17 protein-coding genes are annotated in these 16,270 nt (G+C 67.8%); 10 read left to right on the top strand and 7 right to left on the bottom strand.

Going from position 1 to position 16,270, the window contains the following annotated elements:
• On the bottom strand, positions 1-407 hold a 407-nt coding region (locus AC04L7_RS02325; protein ID WP_475512465.1), incomplete at its 3' end, for a POT-type proton-dependent oligopeptide transporter.
• Positions 408-549: 142 nt separating this feature from the next.
• Between AC04L7_RS02325 and AC04L7_RS02330 the strand changes: the two genes are divergently transcribed.
• Entirely contained in the window at positions 550-2,310 is a 1,761-nt protein-coding gene (locus AC04L7_RS02330) for a M14 family metallopeptidase (RefSeq protein ID WP_475512466.1), read from the top strand.
• A 125-nt stretch (positions 2,311-2,435) separates the two neighbouring features.
• Here AC04L7_RS02330 and AC04L7_RS02335 read toward each other — a convergent pair whose 3' ends face one another.
• On the bottom strand, positions 2,436-3,188 hold the full coding sequence (locus AC04L7_RS02335) for a glutathione S-transferase family protein (RefSeq protein WP_475512467.1): 753 nt from the start codon (positions 3,186-3,188) through the stop codon (positions 2,436-2,438).
• Positions 3,189-3,382: 194 nt separating this feature from the next.
• On the opposite strand from AC04L7_RS02335, the gene AC04L7_RS02340 reads away from it, so the two are divergent.
• From AC04L7_RS02340 to dbpA, 4 genes are read left to right on the top strand one after another with little or no spacing between them, the layout of a single operon-like run.
• Positions 3,383-4,390: a YbaY family lipoprotein gene (locus AC04L7_RS02340; RefSeq protein WP_435998186.1), complete on the top strand. Its 1,008-nt coding sequence runs from the start codon at positions 3,383-3,385 to the stop codon at positions 4,388-4,390.
• Positions 4,391-4,397: 7 nt separating this feature from the next.
• Complete coding sequence (locus tag AC04L7_RS02345; RefSeq protein ID WP_435998184.1) at positions 4,398-4,970, top strand: guanyl-specific ribonuclease; 573 nt, start codon at positions 4,398-4,400, stop codon at positions 4,968-4,970.
• Positions 4,967-5,401, top strand: a complete 435-nt coding sequence (locus AC04L7_RS02350) for a barstar family protein (protein WP_299342332.1) — start codon at positions 4,967-4,969, stop codon at positions 5,399-5,401. The genes AC04L7_RS02345 and AC04L7_RS02350 overlap by 4 nt, the downstream gene beginning before the upstream one ends.
• 41 nt (positions 5,402-5,442) lie before the next feature.
• Positions 5,443-6,819: an ATP-dependent RNA helicase DbpA gene (dbpA, locus tag AC04L7_RS02355; protein WP_475512468.1), complete on the top strand. Its 1,377-nt coding sequence runs from the start codon at positions 5,443-5,445 to the stop codon at positions 6,817-6,819.
• Positions 6,820-6,993: 174 nt separating this feature from the next.
• Here dbpA and AC04L7_RS02360 read toward each other — a convergent pair whose 3' ends face one another.
• Complete coding sequence (locus AC04L7_RS02360) at positions 6,994-7,203, bottom strand: cold-shock protein (RefSeq protein WP_296278241.1); 210 nt, start codon at positions 7,201-7,203, stop codon at positions 6,994-6,996.
• Between the two features lie 310 nt (positions 7,204-7,513).
• Between AC04L7_RS02360 and AC04L7_RS02365 the strand changes: the two genes are divergently transcribed.
• The 3 genes from AC04L7_RS02365 (at position 7,514) to AC04L7_RS02375 (ending at position 10,937) form a co-directional block, all read left to right on the top strand.
• Positions 7,514-8,071, top strand: coding sequence for a YaeQ family protein (locus AC04L7_RS02365; protein WP_435998179.1), 558 nt, complete (start codon positions 7,514-7,516; stop codon positions 8,069-8,071).
• 4 nt (positions 8,072-8,075) lie between these two features.
• Entirely contained in the window at positions 8,076-9,257 is a 1,182-nt protein-coding gene (locus AC04L7_RS02370) for a BaiN/RdsA family NAD(P)/FAD-dependent oxidoreductase (RefSeq protein WP_435998177.1), read from the top strand.
• Between the two features lie 69 nt (positions 9,258-9,326).
• Positions 9,327-10,937, top strand: coding sequence for a carboxylesterase/lipase family protein (locus tag AC04L7_RS02375; RefSeq protein ID WP_435998175.1), 1,611 nt, complete (start codon positions 9,327-9,329; stop codon positions 10,935-10,937).
• 60 nt (positions 10,938-10,997) lie between these two features.
• Here the strand turns inward: AC04L7_RS02375 and AC04L7_RS02380 are convergent, their stop codons facing one another.
• The 4 genes from AC04L7_RS02380 to AC04L7_RS02395 all read right to left on the bottom strand — a co-directional run bounded on the left by AC04L7_RS02380 (position 10,998) and on the right by AC04L7_RS02395 (position 15,181).
• Positions 10,998-11,978, bottom strand: a complete 981-nt coding sequence (locus AC04L7_RS02380; RefSeq protein ID WP_435998173.1) for an LLM class flavin-dependent oxidoreductase — start codon at positions 11,976-11,978, stop codon at positions 10,998-11,000.
• Positions 11,979-12,063: 85 nt separating this feature from the next.
• Positions 12,064-12,735, bottom strand: coding sequence for a glutathione S-transferase (locus AC04L7_RS02385; protein ID WP_435998171.1), 672 nt, complete (start codon positions 12,733-12,735; stop codon positions 12,064-12,066).
• A gap of 131 nt (positions 12,736-12,866) precedes the next feature.
• Positions 12,867-14,426, bottom strand: a complete 1,560-nt coding sequence (locus AC04L7_RS02390) for a protein adenylyltransferase SelO (protein WP_436001001.1) — start codon at positions 14,424-14,426, stop codon at positions 12,867-12,869.
• Positions 14,427-14,431: 5 nt separating this feature from the next.
• On the bottom strand, positions 14,432-15,181 hold the full coding sequence (locus tag AC04L7_RS02395; protein ID WP_435998169.1) for a sulfurtransferase: 750 nt from the start codon (positions 15,179-15,181) through the stop codon (positions 14,432-14,434).
• Between the two features lie 86 nt (positions 15,182-15,267).
• Here AC04L7_RS02395 and AC04L7_RS02400 point away from each other — a divergent pair, with 86 nt between their 5' ends.
• Both AC04L7_RS02400 and AC04L7_RS02405 read left to right on the top strand, forming a co-directional pair.
• Positions 15,268-15,630 (top strand): ArsR/SmtB family transcription factor, encoded by a 363-nt coding sequence (locus AC04L7_RS02400; RefSeq protein ID WP_299342313.1) that lies wholly within the window; start codon positions 15,268-15,270, stop codon positions 15,628-15,630.
• On the top strand, positions 15,627-16,076 hold the full coding sequence (locus AC04L7_RS02405) for an SRPBCC family protein (RefSeq protein ID WP_435998167.1): 450 nt from the start codon (positions 15,627-15,629) through the stop codon (positions 16,074-16,076). The genes AC04L7_RS02400 and AC04L7_RS02405 overlap by 4 nt, the downstream gene beginning before the upstream one ends.
• Positions 16,077-16,270: the final 194 nt, after the last annotated feature.

The raw sequence follows: 16,270 nt of genomic DNA on the forward strand, positions 1-16,270 counted from the left end.
GTCACCACCAGCGGCTTGATGCCGCCAGACCCCAGCGCAATCAGGAACAAGCCGGTATAGAAACCTGTGGCGTTGCTCTCGAACAGTGCCAGGCACGCATGGCCCGCGCAGTAGATCAGCGAAAACCACAGGACGGTGTTGTATTTGCCGAAGTAGCGGTCCRACAGCCAACCGCCCAGCAGCGGGAAGAAATAGACACCGATGACGAAACTGTGGAAAAGATCCTTCGCCGCACCCTCGCGCGCCGCCTGGTCGGGCAGGTACGCCAGCAGCACCGAACTGATCAGGAACGGCACCAGGATGTTGCGCATCCCGTAGAAGCTGAACCGTTCGCACGCCTCGTTGCCGATGATGTAGGGAATCTGGCGGGGCATGCGGCCCGGGCTGGCTTCTGCGGTCGTGCTCATCCGATCTTCCGGTGAAAGAGTCCCGGAAGGTTACCGTATCGGGCTGCGGCGGGTCGAACCGCCAGACCTGCATTCGCCCGTCCGACAGGGGCTGGGACTGACCGCGATTGCCGGGCATCATGCGCCCTGCCCTGTTCAGGATATGACCATGCTGCGACCGCTCTGCACCACGCTGTTGCTGGCCCTCGTGCCGCTCGCGCAGGCCCAGCCTGCCCTCACCACGGCGTCCGAGCGTTCGGGATTCGTGGACACCGGGCGGTACGATGAAGTGGTCGCGCTCTGCGATGCCTTCGCGCGGCAGTATCCGAAGGCCGTGCGCTGCACCACGTTCGGCACCACGCCGGAGGGTCGGCCGATGAAGGCGCTGGTCGCCTCCACCAGCGGTGCGCTCACGCCGGAACAGGCACAGCGCCGCCAGTTGCCCGTCGTGCTCGTGCAAGGCGGCATCCACGCCGGCGAGATCGATGGCAAGGATGCGGGCTTCCTCTCGCTACGCGAGATACTGGAAKGCAAGGCCGCCGCAGGCGTCCTCGACAAACTGGTCTGGGTGTTCGTGCCGGTGTTCAACGTCGATGGCCACGAGCGTTTCGGCGCCTGGAACCGCCCCAACCAGCGCGGCCCGAAGGAAATGGGCTGGCGGACCACCGCGCAGAACTACAACCTCAACCGCGACTACGTGAAGGCCGACACGCCGGAGATGCAGGCCATGCTGCAGCTGGTGCAGCGTTGGGACCCGATCGTCGCCGTGGACCTGCATGCGACCAACGGTGCCCAGTTCGAACACGACATCTCCATCCAAGTGGAGCCGGTGCATGCCGGCGATGCCGGATTACGCAAAGCCGGCCTCGCATTGCGCAGCGGCGTGATCGACGATCTGGCGAAGCACGGGTCGCTGCCGCTGCCCTACTACCCTTCGTTCGTCGTGCAGGACGATCCCACCTCCGGCTTCGAGGACAGTGTGCCGCCGCCGCGCTTCTCCCATGGCTATTTCCTGCTGCGCAACCGCATCGGCATGCTGGTGGAAACGCATTCCTGGAAGGAGTACCCGGTACGTGTGCGGATCACCCGCAATACCATCGTCTCGGTGCTGGAGCACGTCGCCCGTGATGGCGCTGCGTGGTACGCCGCCGCGAAGCAGGCCGATGCTTCCGCCACGCAGCTGGCCGGCACCGCTGAGCCGTTGACCTGGGCCGCGGCCCCGACGTCCCGCACGGTCGACTTCCGTGGCTATGCCTACACCCGGACGAAGTCCGACGTCTCGGGCGCGTTGATGACGCGCTATGACGAAAAAACACCGCAGATCTGGAAGGTGCCGCTGAAGGACGACATCCGTCCCGGCGTCGTCGTGGAGGCGCCGCGTGGCGGCTATCTGGTCCCCGTCGCGGAAGCCGCCTGGGTCGCGCCCATCCTGAAGACGCATGGGGTGGAATACCGCCTGCTCGGCAAGCCGTGGCAGGGCGACGCGCAGGTGTTCCGCGCGACGAAGAGCAGCTTCGGTAGCGCTTCCGTGGAGACGCACCAGCGCCTGACCGTCGAGGGCGWGTGGGCGCGCGAAGCGCGCACCACGCCCAGCGGCGCGCTGTTCGTTCCGACCGCGCAGGCCAAGGCGCGCCTGGTGATGGCGTTGCTGGAGCCGCTGGCACCCGATTCCCTGCTGGCCTGGGGCCGTTTCAACAACGCCTTCGAGCGCAAGGAGTACATGGAGGACTATGTGGCCGAAAGCGTCGCGCGCGAGATGCTGCGCGACCCCGCGATCAAGGCCGAGTTCGAGCGCAGGCTGCGCGAAGACAAGGCCTTCGCGGCCGATCCCGCCGCGCGGCTGGAGTTTTTCTACCGCAGGCATCCGTCATGGGACGAGCGCTACCAGCTGTATCCGGTGTTGCGCATCGACACGGCGCCGTAGCCCTGACGCTCCTCCAGGCGCGGCGCATGTCGGGACCCTGCAGCCAGCGCGGCCACGGACGTTCACCGAGCTTTCGCCATGCGGTCGCGATCCGCGCCAGCCCGTCGGCATGGCGAGGCGCGCGCTCAGCCCAGCCGCCGCATCCCGTAGCGTGCCGGCGCATTGCCGAGAGTCGTTTCGGTGAGCGGTGCGCCCATCGCTGCGAGTACGCTGCGCTGCTGGTCCAGCGGGGTACGCAGCATGCCGTTCTCGTACGTCGCCAGCGTCTGGAACGCGGGCAGTGCCCAGGCGCGTTCCAGCAATCCGGCCACGCGCGGCCACCGCGACGCATCGACGTCATGACGCACGAAGACGGCGTTGCGGAAGAAGGCGGCAAGCGTGATGTCGGCGATCGAAAGCTCGCCGAAGATCCAGCCCCGCTCCGGCAGCTGCGACTCCAGATAATCCAACKCAAGGGGCAGTTCTTCGTCGCGGGCCTTGCGGACGACATCGTCGTCGGTACCTTCATTGAAGAGAAAGCGCCGCACGCCTTTCTGGAAGAACATGCGCCAGACGATGACGTCGCCCAGCTGGGAGTCCGCATATTCCTCGAGCCAACGCGCCTGGGCCCGCGGCACGGCGCCTGACGGATACAGCGACGGGTCGGGATAGCGGTCCTGCAGGTATTCGCAGATCACCGTGGAGTCGTTGAGGACCAGCCCGCCATCCAGCAGCACGGGGATGCGCCGGAGCGGACTCAGGCGACTGAATTCCTCGTCGCCGACGAACGGTGCGATGGGATCGATCCGGTACGGGATGCCCTTCAGTTCGAGACAGACCAGCACCTTGCGCACGTACGGCGACAGGTAGTTGCCGATGATCGTGACGGGTTCGCTCATGTACGGCCTCCGCTCGGGTGCAGACAGCGTGCGCAGCCCAGCCCGAACGGTCAACCCCACGCGGGGCCCGCGGCGGCGCACGCGCGCATGCGCCGGGCATGGAGAAACGTCCGCGTATCGACGCTTCCCGCGTTGACGGACCATTACGTCCGCCATCGGTAAGCTGACGGGCCATCACCTGCGGGGAGCACGCCATGTTCCGTCCTTTGCTGACCACCGCCTGCCTGCTGGTGCTGGCAGCGTGCCAGTCGCCGCCTGCCGCGCCGGCCGCCGATGACGCACCAGCCGCGACGCCGCCTGCGACCGTGATCGAAGGGCGGGCGACGTATCTGCAACGGATAGCGCCACCGCCGGGCGCGGTGCTGAGCGTGGAGTTGATCGACAACCAGCTGGCCGACACGCCGGCCGCCATCGTCGCGCGTGCGGACTTCACCGACCTCCAGGGCCCACCGTTCGCCTTCTCCCTGCCCTATGACGCCTCCAAGCTCCGCCGCAACGGGCAATACGGCCTGCATGCCGGCCTGCGCGATGCCGAAGGCAGGCTCTGGTTCGTCACCGACACGCGCGTGCCGGTCACGCCAGGCGCGACGTCACCCGTGGAATTCCGGATGGTGCAGGCAGGCGCCGAACCGACCCCGCCGATCGGCACCACCTATTGGCAGTGCGGCGACCAGCGCATCGGCGTCCGCCCCGATACCGCGAAGCACCAGGTGGCGCTGGATATCGGTGGCAAGGTCCTGACCCTGCCCCATGCCACGAGCGCTTCCGGAACGCGGTATGCCGATGCCGCAGGCAACACGTTCTGGAGCCAGGGCACGGACGCTACCCTGACGCTTGCGGGCGGGCCTGCGGTGCCCTGCCTCGCCGCGGAACAGGGCTCGCCCTGGGATGCCGCGAAGGCGCGTGGCAGCGTGTTCCGCGGGCTGGGCACCGAGCCTGGCTGGTCGGTCGAGGTCGGCGGCGGTGAAATGCCCCGGCTGCAGGCCGAACTGGACTATGGCGAACAGCGGGTCGACGTTCCGCAGGCCCGCAGGACGGCCGAGGGTTACGCCGGCAGTACCGGCGATGGCCGGGCCGTGTCGCTCGTCACGAAGAAGGAAAGCTGCAACGACGGCATGAGCGACAACACCTATCCGGCCTCCGTGATCCTGACGGTCGGCGACAACACCTACCGCGGCTGCGGCCGCTTCCTGACGGAATGATGCACGCATGAGTCGACGTTCCCGCGCACGCCGCCAGAACCGCCAACGCCTTCCCCTCTTCGCCTTCCTTGCGCTGCTCGTACTCGGCGCGGGTGCGTGGTGGTGGTCCCAGCGCGACGAGGCTCCCGCCGCCGCTACGGCCACCCGCGACGCCGCTCCCGATCCGAAGCACACCAGCGCCGTGCTGGCGCTGCCGCCGGTCGAACACACACGCCCCCGCGATCTGGCCGGCAACGTGCCCGACGTCGCGCCTCCGGCGACGCCCGCACCGTCCGCTCGCGACGCGGACGCGCTGCCCGCCTTCCTGCCGCCGGAAGCACGGCAGACGCTCGCGCTGATACAGCGCGGCGGCCCCTTCCCGCATCGGCAGGACGGCAGCGTGTTCCAGAACCGCGAAGGACGCCTGCCGCGCCGGGAGCGAGGTTATTACCGCGAGTACACGGTCGACACGCCGGGGCGGGACCACCGGGGCGAGCGCCGCATCGTCGCCGGCGGGCAACCTCCGCGCGAGTACTACTACAGCGACGACCACTACGAGAGCTTCCGGCGTTTCGAGATCGGCAGCGGAGCGGCGCGATGAGCGACTCCGGTTTCGACCCCGGCCTTACCGATCCCGCCCGCGCCGGTGTGTTCTTCGTTACCGAAGACGACCTCGGCCCCTTGGCCGCCGTCGGCCGCGATGCCGGCCTGCTGGCACGCCGCATCGACCTGTCTGGCTGCGACGGCAAGTCCGCGCTGCTGCTCCGCATCGCGACGGTGCTGGATTTCCCGCAGACATCGGGCCGCAACTGGGACGCGCTGTCGGACAGCCTGCGCGACCTGTCCTGGCTGGAAGCACCGGGCTACGTACTCCTGTTCGAGCAGGCGCATGAACTGCGCGACCGCGCCGAGGCGGATTTCGACACCCTGCTCGACGTGCTTGACGAGGCTTCGCAGGCCTGGGCGGTGGATGACGTGCCGTTCTGGGCCTTCATCGCACTGCCGGAAGAGGACTTCCCCGACCTCCAGTAACGGTGCCGGGCAGTGATCGCCGCTATCTGCGAAAATGCGGCATGCTCGATTTCACCTCTCTTCCGCTGCCGCCCGGCCTGCAGCAGGGCGTCCAGGCGCTCGGCTACACCCAGCCCACCCCGATCCAGGCCCGCAGCCTGCCTGCCATCCTCGACGGCCGCGACGTCATCGCGCAGGCGCCGACCGGCAGCGGCAAGACCGCCGCGTTCGGCCTGGGGCTGCTGCACCGGCTGGATATCGCCACCGTGCGCACCCAGGCATTGGTGCTGTGCCCGACGCGCGAACTGGCCGACCAGGTCGCGCAGCAACTGCGCAAACTCGCGGTCGGACTTCCCAACCTGAAAGTGCTGACGCTGTGCGGCGGCATGCCGCTCGAACCCCAGTTGCGCTCGCTGGAGGCGCACGACCCGCAGGTGGTGGTCGGCACGCCCGGGCGCATCCAGGAACTGCTGCGCAAGAAAGCGCTGCATCTGGGCGGCGTGCGCACCTTGGTGCTCGACGAAGCCGACCGCATGCTCGACATGGGATTCGAGGAGCCCATCCGCGAGATCACCGGCAAGACCCCGAAGGACCGCCAGAGCCTGCTTTTCTCGGCCACCTTCACCGACGCCATCCGCGACATCGCCCGCAACACGCTGCGCGACCCCCTCGAAGTGACGGTGGACGCACCGCAGGCGCAGTCGGTGATCGAGCAGCGTTTCCTGCAGGTCGATCCCGCGCGCAAGCAGACCACGCTGGCGGGACTGCTCGCGCAGCATCGCGTCGAGTCCGGGGTGGTCTTCTGCAACATGCGCAAGGACGTGGACGAAGTCGCGATCTCATTGCAGCACTTCGGCTTCTCCGCACTCGCCCTGCACGGCGACATGGAGCAGCGCGACCGCGACGAGGTGCTGGTGCGCTTCGCCAACCGCAGCTGCAACGTGCTGGTCGCCAGCGACGTCGCTGCGCGCGGCCTGGACATCGAGGACCTGGCGCTGGTGGTCAATTACGACATGCCCAGCGACGCGGACACCTATGTGCACCGCATCGGCCGCACCGGCCGTGCCGGACGCGATGGCCTGGCGATCAGCCTGTGCACACCGCGCGAGCTGCCACGCGCAGCGGTCATCGAGGAACGGCTCGGCGCTCCACTGCTGTGGGACCGCAACGCACCGCCCGCCCCCAAGGCCAACACTGCGCCTCCGGCCGCGATGACCACGCTGCGGATCGACGCCGGCAAGACCGACAAGCTGCGGCCGGGCGATGTACTGGGCGCACTGACCGGCGATGCGGGCCTGTCGGCGTCTGCCATCGGCAAGATCAACGTCTTCCCGACGCGTACCTATGTGGCGGTCGCACGCGACAAGGCCGCCGCCGCGCTGTCGCGGCTCAACGCCGGCAAGATCAAGRGCCGCAGCTTCCGCGTGCGCAAGCTCTGACACCCTGCAGCCCTGTAGGAGCGCCCCATGGGCGCGATGCYTTTTTCAGGATCACAAGGCAACAGCATCGCACCCATGGGGTGGTCCTACGGATCGTGCGAATTCCTGCCCACAAACAAAAACGCCGGCGCTTGCGCACCGGCGTCTTCTTGAACCATCGGGTTCAGCGCTGGATTACAGCGGCTGCACCTGGTCGGCCTGCATGCCCTTCTGGCCCTGCACGGCGACGAAGGAGACCGACTGGCCTTCCTTCAGCGACTTGAAGCCATTGCCCTGGATCGAGCGGAAGTGCACGAACAGGTCGGGGCCGCTCTGCGGGGTGATGAAGCCGAAGCCCTTGGCGTCGTTGAACCACTTGACGGTACCGGTCTGACGATCAGACATCTTTACTAACTCCTGAAACATGGATGAAAGGACCACAACCCCGGCATATGACCGGGACGGGACTGGGTTTGCAGGCGTTGGTAAAGCGGGAAGATGTAGCAGATGTATCTACCGCATCAGGCTCACGATTCACGGTGACCCTGGCAAGCACAGTGCCGCGCACTCTACCGGGCTTTTCATGTAAAAGCGAATCCCTTTTGCAAGAAAGCTGAACAGGGCTCTTTCCCGGCAGGCTTTAACCGATTGCAGCCGACGGCGGGCAGGCTCCGCCGCCGGCGTATCATTGCGCCCCGTTTTCCGAACCCCTGCCATGGCGCTCAAGTCCACCGTCGTCAAAGCCGAACTGCAGATCAGCGACATGGACCGCCACTACTACGGCACCCACAACCTGACCCTGGCGCAGCACCCGTCCGAAACCGATGAGCGGCTGATGGTCCGGCTGATCGCCTTCGCCCTGATGGCGCAGGACCGCCTGGAATTCGGCAAGGGCCTCAGCAACGAGGAAGAGCCCGACCTGTGGCGCAAGGACTACACGGGGTTGATCGAACAGTGGATCGACCTGGGCCAGCCCGACGAATCGCGTATCCGCAAGGCGTGCGGGCGGGCCCACGAGGTCATCGTGGTCAATTACGGGGGGCGCGCCGCCGACCTGTGGTGGGACAGGAATGCGGCATTGCTGGCCCGTCACCGCAACCTGACCGTGCTGGACATCGCGCCCGAGTCGGTGGCTGCCATCACGGCGCTCATGGTCCGCAGCATGCGCTTCAACGTGATGATCCAGGACGGCGAGATACAATGGATGACCGACGACCAGGTGGTCGCCATCACGCCGACCGTCCGCCAGGCGGGTCTCGCGCGGGCCGCCTGACCGCATGGCACCCACCCACGACGTACTGGTGGTCGGAGGCGGTGCGGCCGGCCTGATGGCCGCCTTGACCGCCGGCCGGCGCGGCCTGCGCGTGCTGGTGATCGAACACGCCAACAAGGTCGGCAAGAAGATCCTGATGTCCGGCGGCGGGCGCTGCAACTTCACCAATACCGGCACCACGCCGGCCAACTTCCTTTCCGCCAATCCGCACTTCTGCAAGTCGGCGCTGGCGCGCTACACGCCGGGCGATTTCATCGCACTGGTCGAGCAACACCGCATCGCCTACCACGAGAAGGAACTCGGGCAGCTGTTCTGCGACGTCTCGTCCAAGCTGATCGTGAAGCTGCTGGTGGACGAATGCCTGGCCGCCGGCGTGCATATCGAGACGGGCTGCAGTGTCGGTAACGTCGAACAGACGGACGGCGTGTTCCGCCTGGACACCCCGCTGGGGCGCGTGGCCGCGCCGTCGCTGGTGGTGGCCACCGGCGGACTGTCCATCCCGAGCATGGGCGCGACCGGTTTCGGCTACGATCTTGCGCGCCGGTTCGGCCACGACGTGCTGCCTACGCGCGCCGGCTTGGTGCCGCTAACGCTGAGCGGCAAGCACCAGGAGCGCCTGGCCGACCTGAGCGGCGTGTCGTTCCCGGTCGAGGCACGCTGCGGCAAGGCGCGCTTCCGCAACTTCATGCTGCTGACCCACCGCGGCGTCAGCGGCCCGTCGATCCTGCAGATCTCCTCGTACTGGCAGCCGGGCGACGACCTGCGCCTGGACCTGCTGCCGGACCGCGACACGCTGGCATGGCTGCAGGCGCAACAGCACCAGCGGCCGGACGCCGAACTGAAGACCGTCCTGTCCGACGCGTTGCCACGTCGTTTCGCGCAGCGCCTGTGCGAGGTCTGGCTGCCCAACCGCCCTATGAAGCAGTTCAACGCTCCCCAGCTGAAAGAGGCCGCCGCCCTGATCGCCGACTGGCCGCTGGTCGCCAGCGGAACCGAGGGCTATCGCACGGCCGAAGTGACCCTCGGGGGCGTGGACACCGACGGCGTCTCCAGCAGCACGATGATGTCCAAGCGTGTGCCCGGCCTGTTCTTCGTCGGCGAAGTGCTGGATGTCACCGGCTGGCTGGGCGGCTACAACTTCCAGTGGGCGTGGGCATCGGGCCATGCTGCGGGCACGGCCGTCTGACGCAGTGCGGCGTTTCTGTCCGGGAGCGGTTTGTTAGCCTTTGGAAACCGGTGTCATCATAAGATTTCCATGGCGGCCTCCCCTCCTCCTTCCCGTCGGCAGTTCCTGGCGCAGGTCGCCGGCACGTCCGGGCTGGCCCTGCTGGCCTCGACGTTGCCCTTCGGCGCCAGCGCGCAGCGCCAACCCGTCGCCACGACACGCAGTGGCCGCGTTGCAGGGACCACCGACCGCGGCGTCCAGGTGTTCCGCGGCATTCCTTACGCCGGCGACACCAACCGCCAACGCTTCCAGCGCGCCCTGCGCGAGACCGGCTGGACGGGCGTGCGGGATGCCTCCCGCTTCGGCGCCTCGGCTCCGCAGCGCGGTGACGCCGACGGGCAACCGGTCAGCGAAGAGTGCCTGTTCCTGAACGTCTACACGCCGGCTCTGCGCGATGGCGGGAAGCGCCCGATACTGGTCTACATCCATGGCGGTGGCTACAACAACGGCTCAGGCTCGCATCCGCTCTACGACGGCGCGAACCTCTGCCGTCGTGGCGACGTCGTCGTCGTCACCATCAATCATCGGCTCAACGCGTTCGGCTACCTGTATCTGGGCGAAAGCGGCGACGAGCGCGTGCGGGAGTCGGGCAACGTCGGGCAGCTCGATCTGATCGACGCGCTGCGCTGGGTCCGCGAGCACGCACATGCATTCGGTGGCGATGCCGACAACGTCACCGTGTTCGGCCAGTCCGGCGGCGGCGCCAAGATCGCCACGCTGATGGCCATGCCGGAGGCCGATCGCCTGTTCCACAAGGCCATGACGATGAGCGGCCAGCAGGTCACCGCGGCCGGCCCGCGCGCCGCCGCGCAGCGCACGGCGCTGTTCATGGCCGAACTGGGCCTGGGCCCTCGCGATGTGGATCGCCTGCTGACGATGCCGATGGCACGCCTTCTGGACGCCACGCGGGTGCGCGACCCGTCGCGCGTGGAGGACACCGCGCTCTACTTCGGCCCTGTGCTGGATACGCACCAGCTTCCGCGGCATCCGTTCTACCCCGATGCGCCCGCGCAGTCCGCCGGCATCCCGATGGTCATCGGCAATACGCGCGACGAGACGCGCGCCTTCCTGGGCAACGATCCGGCGAACTTCAGCCTGACCTGGGAACAGCTCCCGCAGAAGCTCTGCGAGCAGCAGTTCGTGGATGTGTCACCGGACGTGGTGATCGCCGAATACCGGCGCCTGTATCCGGACTACACGCCGTCGGAGGTCTTCTTCGCGGCGACCACCGCCGGGCGCTCATGGCGCGGCGCCATCGTCGAGGCCGAAGCGCGCGCGCGACAGGGATCRCCGGCGTGGGTCTACCAACTCGACTGGCGTTCGCCGGCAGACGGTGGAAAGCTGCGCGCGTTCCACACGCTCGACATTCCGCTGGTGTTCGACAACATCGCGAAAGAAGGATCGAAGACAGGGACCGACGCCCGCGCCCGCGCCATGGCGGCGCGCATGAGCGATGCGTTGATCGCCCTCGCCCGCCACGGCGACCCGAACCATGCGGGCATCCCCGCATGGCGTCCATACACCCTGCCACAGCGGCAGACCATGGTGTTCGACGACGAATCGTCCCTGCAGGACGATCCGCGTGGCGGCGAGCGCAGGCTCTACGAGCGCGTGCCCTTCATCCAGCGGGGCACCATGTAGCGTGCGCTGCGGGCACGACTGCGATGGCCCTCATCGTTGCGGTCGTGCGCGTGGCGCACGCTACGACATGACGTCGGCGGCGATCTCAAACGAACGCAGGCGCTTGCCGTGGTCGAAGATGTTGGCGGTCAGCATCAGCTCATCCGGGCGATGCCGCTGGATGAAGTCGGCGATGCCCTTGCGCACGGTATCGCGGCTGCCGACGACCGCGCACGCCAGCGCCTGCGCGACGCCGGCCTTTTCGTGCGGCTCCCAGAAGGCCTCGATGTCGTCGATCGGCGGCGGCACCCGTCCCGCACGGCCGCGACGCAGGTTGACGAAGGCCTGCTGCTGGGTGGTGAACAGGTAGCGCGCTTCCTCGTCCGTCTCGGCGGCCACGACGTTCAGGGCGAGCATCGCGTGCGGCTTGGCCAGACGCTTCGAGGGACGGAAATCGCGGTGGTACAGCAAGAGCGCCTGGTCCATCGCGTCGGGCGCGAAATGCGATGCGAACGCATAGGGCAAGCCCAGCGCGGCCGCGAGTTGCGCGCCGAACAGGCTGGAACCGAGCAGCCACACGGGCACCTCGAGCCCCGCACCCGGCACGGCACGCACGGCCTGCCCGTCCTGTGCCGGCTCGAAGTAGCGCAGCACTTCCTGCACGTCCTGCGGGAACTGCTCGGCACTGTCGAAGTAGCGCCGCAAGGCGCGTGCGGTCGCCTGGTCGGTGCCCGGTGCGCGACCCAGGCCGAGGTCGATGCGGCCCGGATACAGCGACGCGAGCGTGCCGAACTGCTCGGCCACCTGCAGCGGTGAATGGTTCGGCAGCATGATGCCGCCGGAACCGACGCGGATCGTCGACGTCGCACCGGCGACGTGACCGATCAACACGGCGGTCGCGGCGCTGGCGATGCCCGGCATGTTGTGGTGCTCGGCSAGCCAGTAGCGGGTGTAGCCCCAGCGCTCGGCGTGCTGCGCCAGGTCGCGCATGTGGACGAACGCCAGCGTGGTGTCGCTGCCCTCGCAGACGGGGGCGAGATCGAGGAGCGAATACGGGGTCATGGAACGGCCTTGCGATGACGATGACATCGTCATGGGGATCCGCGGCGACGGATTCCACCGCCGCGTGCGGGATGCTGTATCCCGCTCAGCCCATCAGGTCGAACGGGCCGCCCTGGGCCAGAGCACGCTGGTAAGCGGGTCGCGAATGGATGCGCTGCTGGAAGCCGGCGAGGTTCGGGTAAGCATCGAGTCCGGCGCGCACGGCCGCCGCTTCCACCGGGAAACTCATCTGGATGTCGGCCGCACTGAACTGATCGCCCGCGAACCACGTGGCCTTGCCCAGTTCGGCGTTCATGTAATCCAGGTGCAGCTTCACCTGGGGCCCGACGAAGGTCCTCATCGCCTTGTCGGCGATGCCGCGTGCCACCGGCCGTGCGAAGAACGGCATGGGGGCTCTCTTCAGGCGCGAGAACACCAGGCTCAGCAGCATCGGCGGCATCGCCGAGCCTTCGGCATAGTGCAGCCAGTAGCGATAGCGCAGGTGCTCGGCGGTGCCGGGCGACGGCGCGAACCGGCGCGCGGCGTCGTAACGTTCCACCAGGTATTCGAGCACCGCACCGGACTCGGCCAGCACGTGCTCGCCATCCACGACCACCGGGGATTTGCCCAATGGATGCACCTTCTTCAATTCCGGTGGCGCCAGCATCGTCTTCGGGTCGCGCTGGTAGCGCACCACGGCGTAATCCAGGCCCAGTTCCTCGAGCAGCCAGAGCACGCGCTGGGAACGGGAGTTGTTGAGGTGGTGGACGGTGAGCATGCGCCAGCGCTCCGCGTGGGGTCCGCCATCCTACCTCGCGGCATATGCCGTTGTGGAAGCGACGTGAGTCGCGATGACGGAGCAGGGAAAGCGATCGCGACTCACGTCGCTCCCACACCTGTCATCACGCCCTATGAACTACACGACAGCATCGAACATCCCGCACGGTCGCGTGCCCAGTCCGGCCGGCGCTGCGCGAATCGCTCGCGGCCGGGCTGGTCGTCGTAGGGCCGGCGCATGACGGCCAGCAGATCGTGTACCCCGGACAGGTCGCCGCCTTCGGCCGCCTCGATCGCCTGCTGCGCCAGGTAATTCCGCAGCACGTAGCGGGGGTTGGCCAGGCGCATGCGCTCGCGGCGGGTAGCTGGATCGAGCGGATCATCGTCGAGCCGGCGCGCGTGCGCTGCCAGCCAATCGCGGAGCGCCGGCGCCACGCGTTCGCGCTTGCCGGCGTCGTAGAAGGCGTCGTCGAACGAGGCCAGCGAGACATCGCCCAGGTCCGCATCGATCAGTGCACGGAAGAACAGGGTCATGTCGACCTCGCCCTGCTGCAACAACGCCTGCAGGGCCTGCATATGCTCGAGATCGCCGTCGCGACATGCCGCCAGGCCCAGCTTGCGCGCTACGGTCTCGCGTTCCTCGGCCGCATGGGTGTCGGCAAAGGCCTGCAGACCGTCCTGCAACGCGTCCACGCCTTCGAACAGGGGCGAGAGTGCATGGGCGAACCGGGTGAGGTTCCAGCCCGCCACGCGCGGCTGCCAGCCGAAGCGGTAGCGACGGCCCTGCGCATCGGTGGTGTTCGGCGTCCAGTCCGGATCATAGTCATCGACCCAGCCGTAGGGGCCGTAGTCGATGGTCAGGCCAAGCACCGACATGTTGTCCGTGTTCATCACCCCATGGACGAATCCCACGCGCATCCAGTGCGCCACCATCACCGCCGTGCGTTCGCAGACCTCGGCGAACCACGCGGCATACAACGCCTCGCCTTCGCCCGACAGACGGGGAAAATCGCGGCGGAGGGTGAATTCCACGAGCGCGCGCAGGAGATCGGTTTCGCCGCGCGAGGACGGCAACTGGTAATGGCCGAAGCGCAGGAACGACGGCGCCACGCGGCAGGCGATCGCGCCGGGTTCCGCTTTCGGATGACCGTCGTAGAACATGTCGCGCACCACCTGTTCGCCGGTACCGACCAGGCTCAGGGCGCGTGTCGTCGGTACGCCGAGATGGTGCATGGCCTCGCTGCACAGGAACTCGCGGATGGACGAGCGGAGCACCGCGCGCCCGTCGGCGGTGCGCGAGTAGGGGGTGGGTCCTGCACCTTTCAGCTGCAGCTCCCAGCGTTCACCCCGCGCATTGACCACTTCGCCCAGGGTGATGGCGCGGCCGTCGCCGAGCTGGCCCGCCCACTGGCCGAACTGGTGGCCGCCGTAGTTGCCGGCGTAAGGCTGCATGCCCGGCAACAAGGCATTGCCGCCGAACACCTGCGCGAAGGCGTGGGACGCGACATCCGCCTCTTCCAGATCCAGCAGCGCCGCGACATCGGGCGAATGCGCCAGCAGCGTCGGCGCGGCAACGGGCGTGGGCTGGGCCGGCGACCACACCGCGCCTCGAACCTCGCGACGCCGGTATCCCTGTTCCGGGTCCCCCGGCAGCTCGCGGACGAAGCGATTGTCGAAGCGCAGCGCGTCCAGGCCGCTCATGCGGCGTCCGCAGGCGCGTCCATCTGCGGCGTCAGGTCTGGCCACAGCGCTACACGCTCGTCGAACACGAAGCAGGCACCCTCATAACCGAAACCGCCGACCTGCTCGAAGTAGCCGAGGATACCGTCGTCGAGCTGCAGGACGTTGTCCATGCCATCGGCCTGCATCCACAAGGCCGCCTTCTCGCAGCGGATGCCGCCGGTGCAGAAGCTGACGACGGTAGCGTCCTTCAGTGCATCGCGATGCGGCGCCAATGCGGCCGGAAGATCGGTGAACTTGTCGATCGGCAGCGTCAGCGCGCCGGCGAAGGTGCCGTGTTCGGTCTCCTGTGCGTTGCGCGTGTCCAGCATCACCACGCGGCGTCCCGTGTCGTCGTGGCCCTGCTCCAGCCAGCGCGCCAGCGTGCGCGGTTCGACGACCGGCGCGCGAGCGCTCTCCGGGGTCGTGCCGGGACGGCGGAAGCTGATGATTTCCGGCTTCACCTTGACCTTGAGGCGGGCGAAGGGAGCCCGGCGGCTGTAGCTGTACTTCACGCGCAGGCCGGCGAAGCGCGCGTCCTCGTGCAGCGGTGCGAGGAAAGCGGCGATGGCGTCGGCCTCGCCGGCCAGGAACAGGTTCAACCCTTCGCCCGCCACCAGGACCGACCCGCGCAGCGACAGCGTTTCGGCACGCATGCGCAGCGTGGCCGCGAATATCTCGGGCGCGTCGATGGGCGTGAAGTGATAGGCGGCGATGTTGGTGACCATGTCGCGATTTTACCGCCCGTCGGCCTTTCCCCTTTATTCAACCAGATGGTTGACAGTCGGTGATGGTCGAGCCAATACTCAACCATATGGTTGAACATGATGCCCAGCAACTCGATGCCGTCTTCCACGCCCTGGCGGATGGCACGCGCCGCCGGATGTTGCGCAGCCTGCGGGGGCAGGCCCGCAGCGTGGGCGAACTGGCGGCACCGTTCCGGATCTCGCTGGCGGCGGCGTCCAAGCACATCAAGGTCCTGGAGCGCGCCGGACTGGTCACGCGCCAGATCCGGGGCCGCACCCACCTGTGCCACCTGCAACCCCAGGCGCTGGCCGATGGCGAGGCGTGGTTGCGCGAGTACGCGCAGTTCTGGACCGCCCGCCTCGACGCGCTCGATACCGTCCTGCAAGCGGACACCCCACCTTCCGCCACGCCTACCCGGGAACAGCCATGACCCCTTCCGCCCCAGGCACGGTCGATGTCACCGTGCAACGCGCATTCACGGCCTCTGCCGAACGTGTTTTCGACGCGTGGCTGACGCCGCGCCTGCTGGGCCAGTGGATGATGGGTCCTGACATTCGCGAGGAGAAACTGCTGCGCCTGGACGTGGATGCGCGCGTTGGTGGTCGCTTCTCGATGCTGGTCGAGCGCGACGGCGAACGCATCGACCACGTCGGCGAGTATCTCGTCATCGATCGGCCGCACCGGCTGTCGTTCACCTGGACCATCGCCGGCGAGGCCGATCAGGACGGCAGCCGGGTCGATATCGTGCTCACGCCGACGCCCGTCGGCTGCGAGCTGCGCCTGACCCATACCCTTCCGCGCGCCTGGGCCGACTATGCCGACCGCACGCAGCAGGGCTGGAGCACGATGCTCGAGGCCCTGCAGCGGCTGTTCTGATCCTTGGTATTGAACTCAGACCGGGCAAGCCGCGCCGGCGTCAGAGCAGCAACCAGGGCAATGCCAGCGTCACCGCGACGATGAAGAGCATCGCGGCCAGGATGCCGACGACGTACAGCGGCCGATCGCGCAGCAGCCCGGCGATCGTCTCGGCGCGCCCTTCGCGCTCGGCGGTGGCGCGTTCGGACCGTGCG

It is taken from the genome of Pseudoxanthomonas sp. LjRoot204_2, from assembly GCF_056175765.1.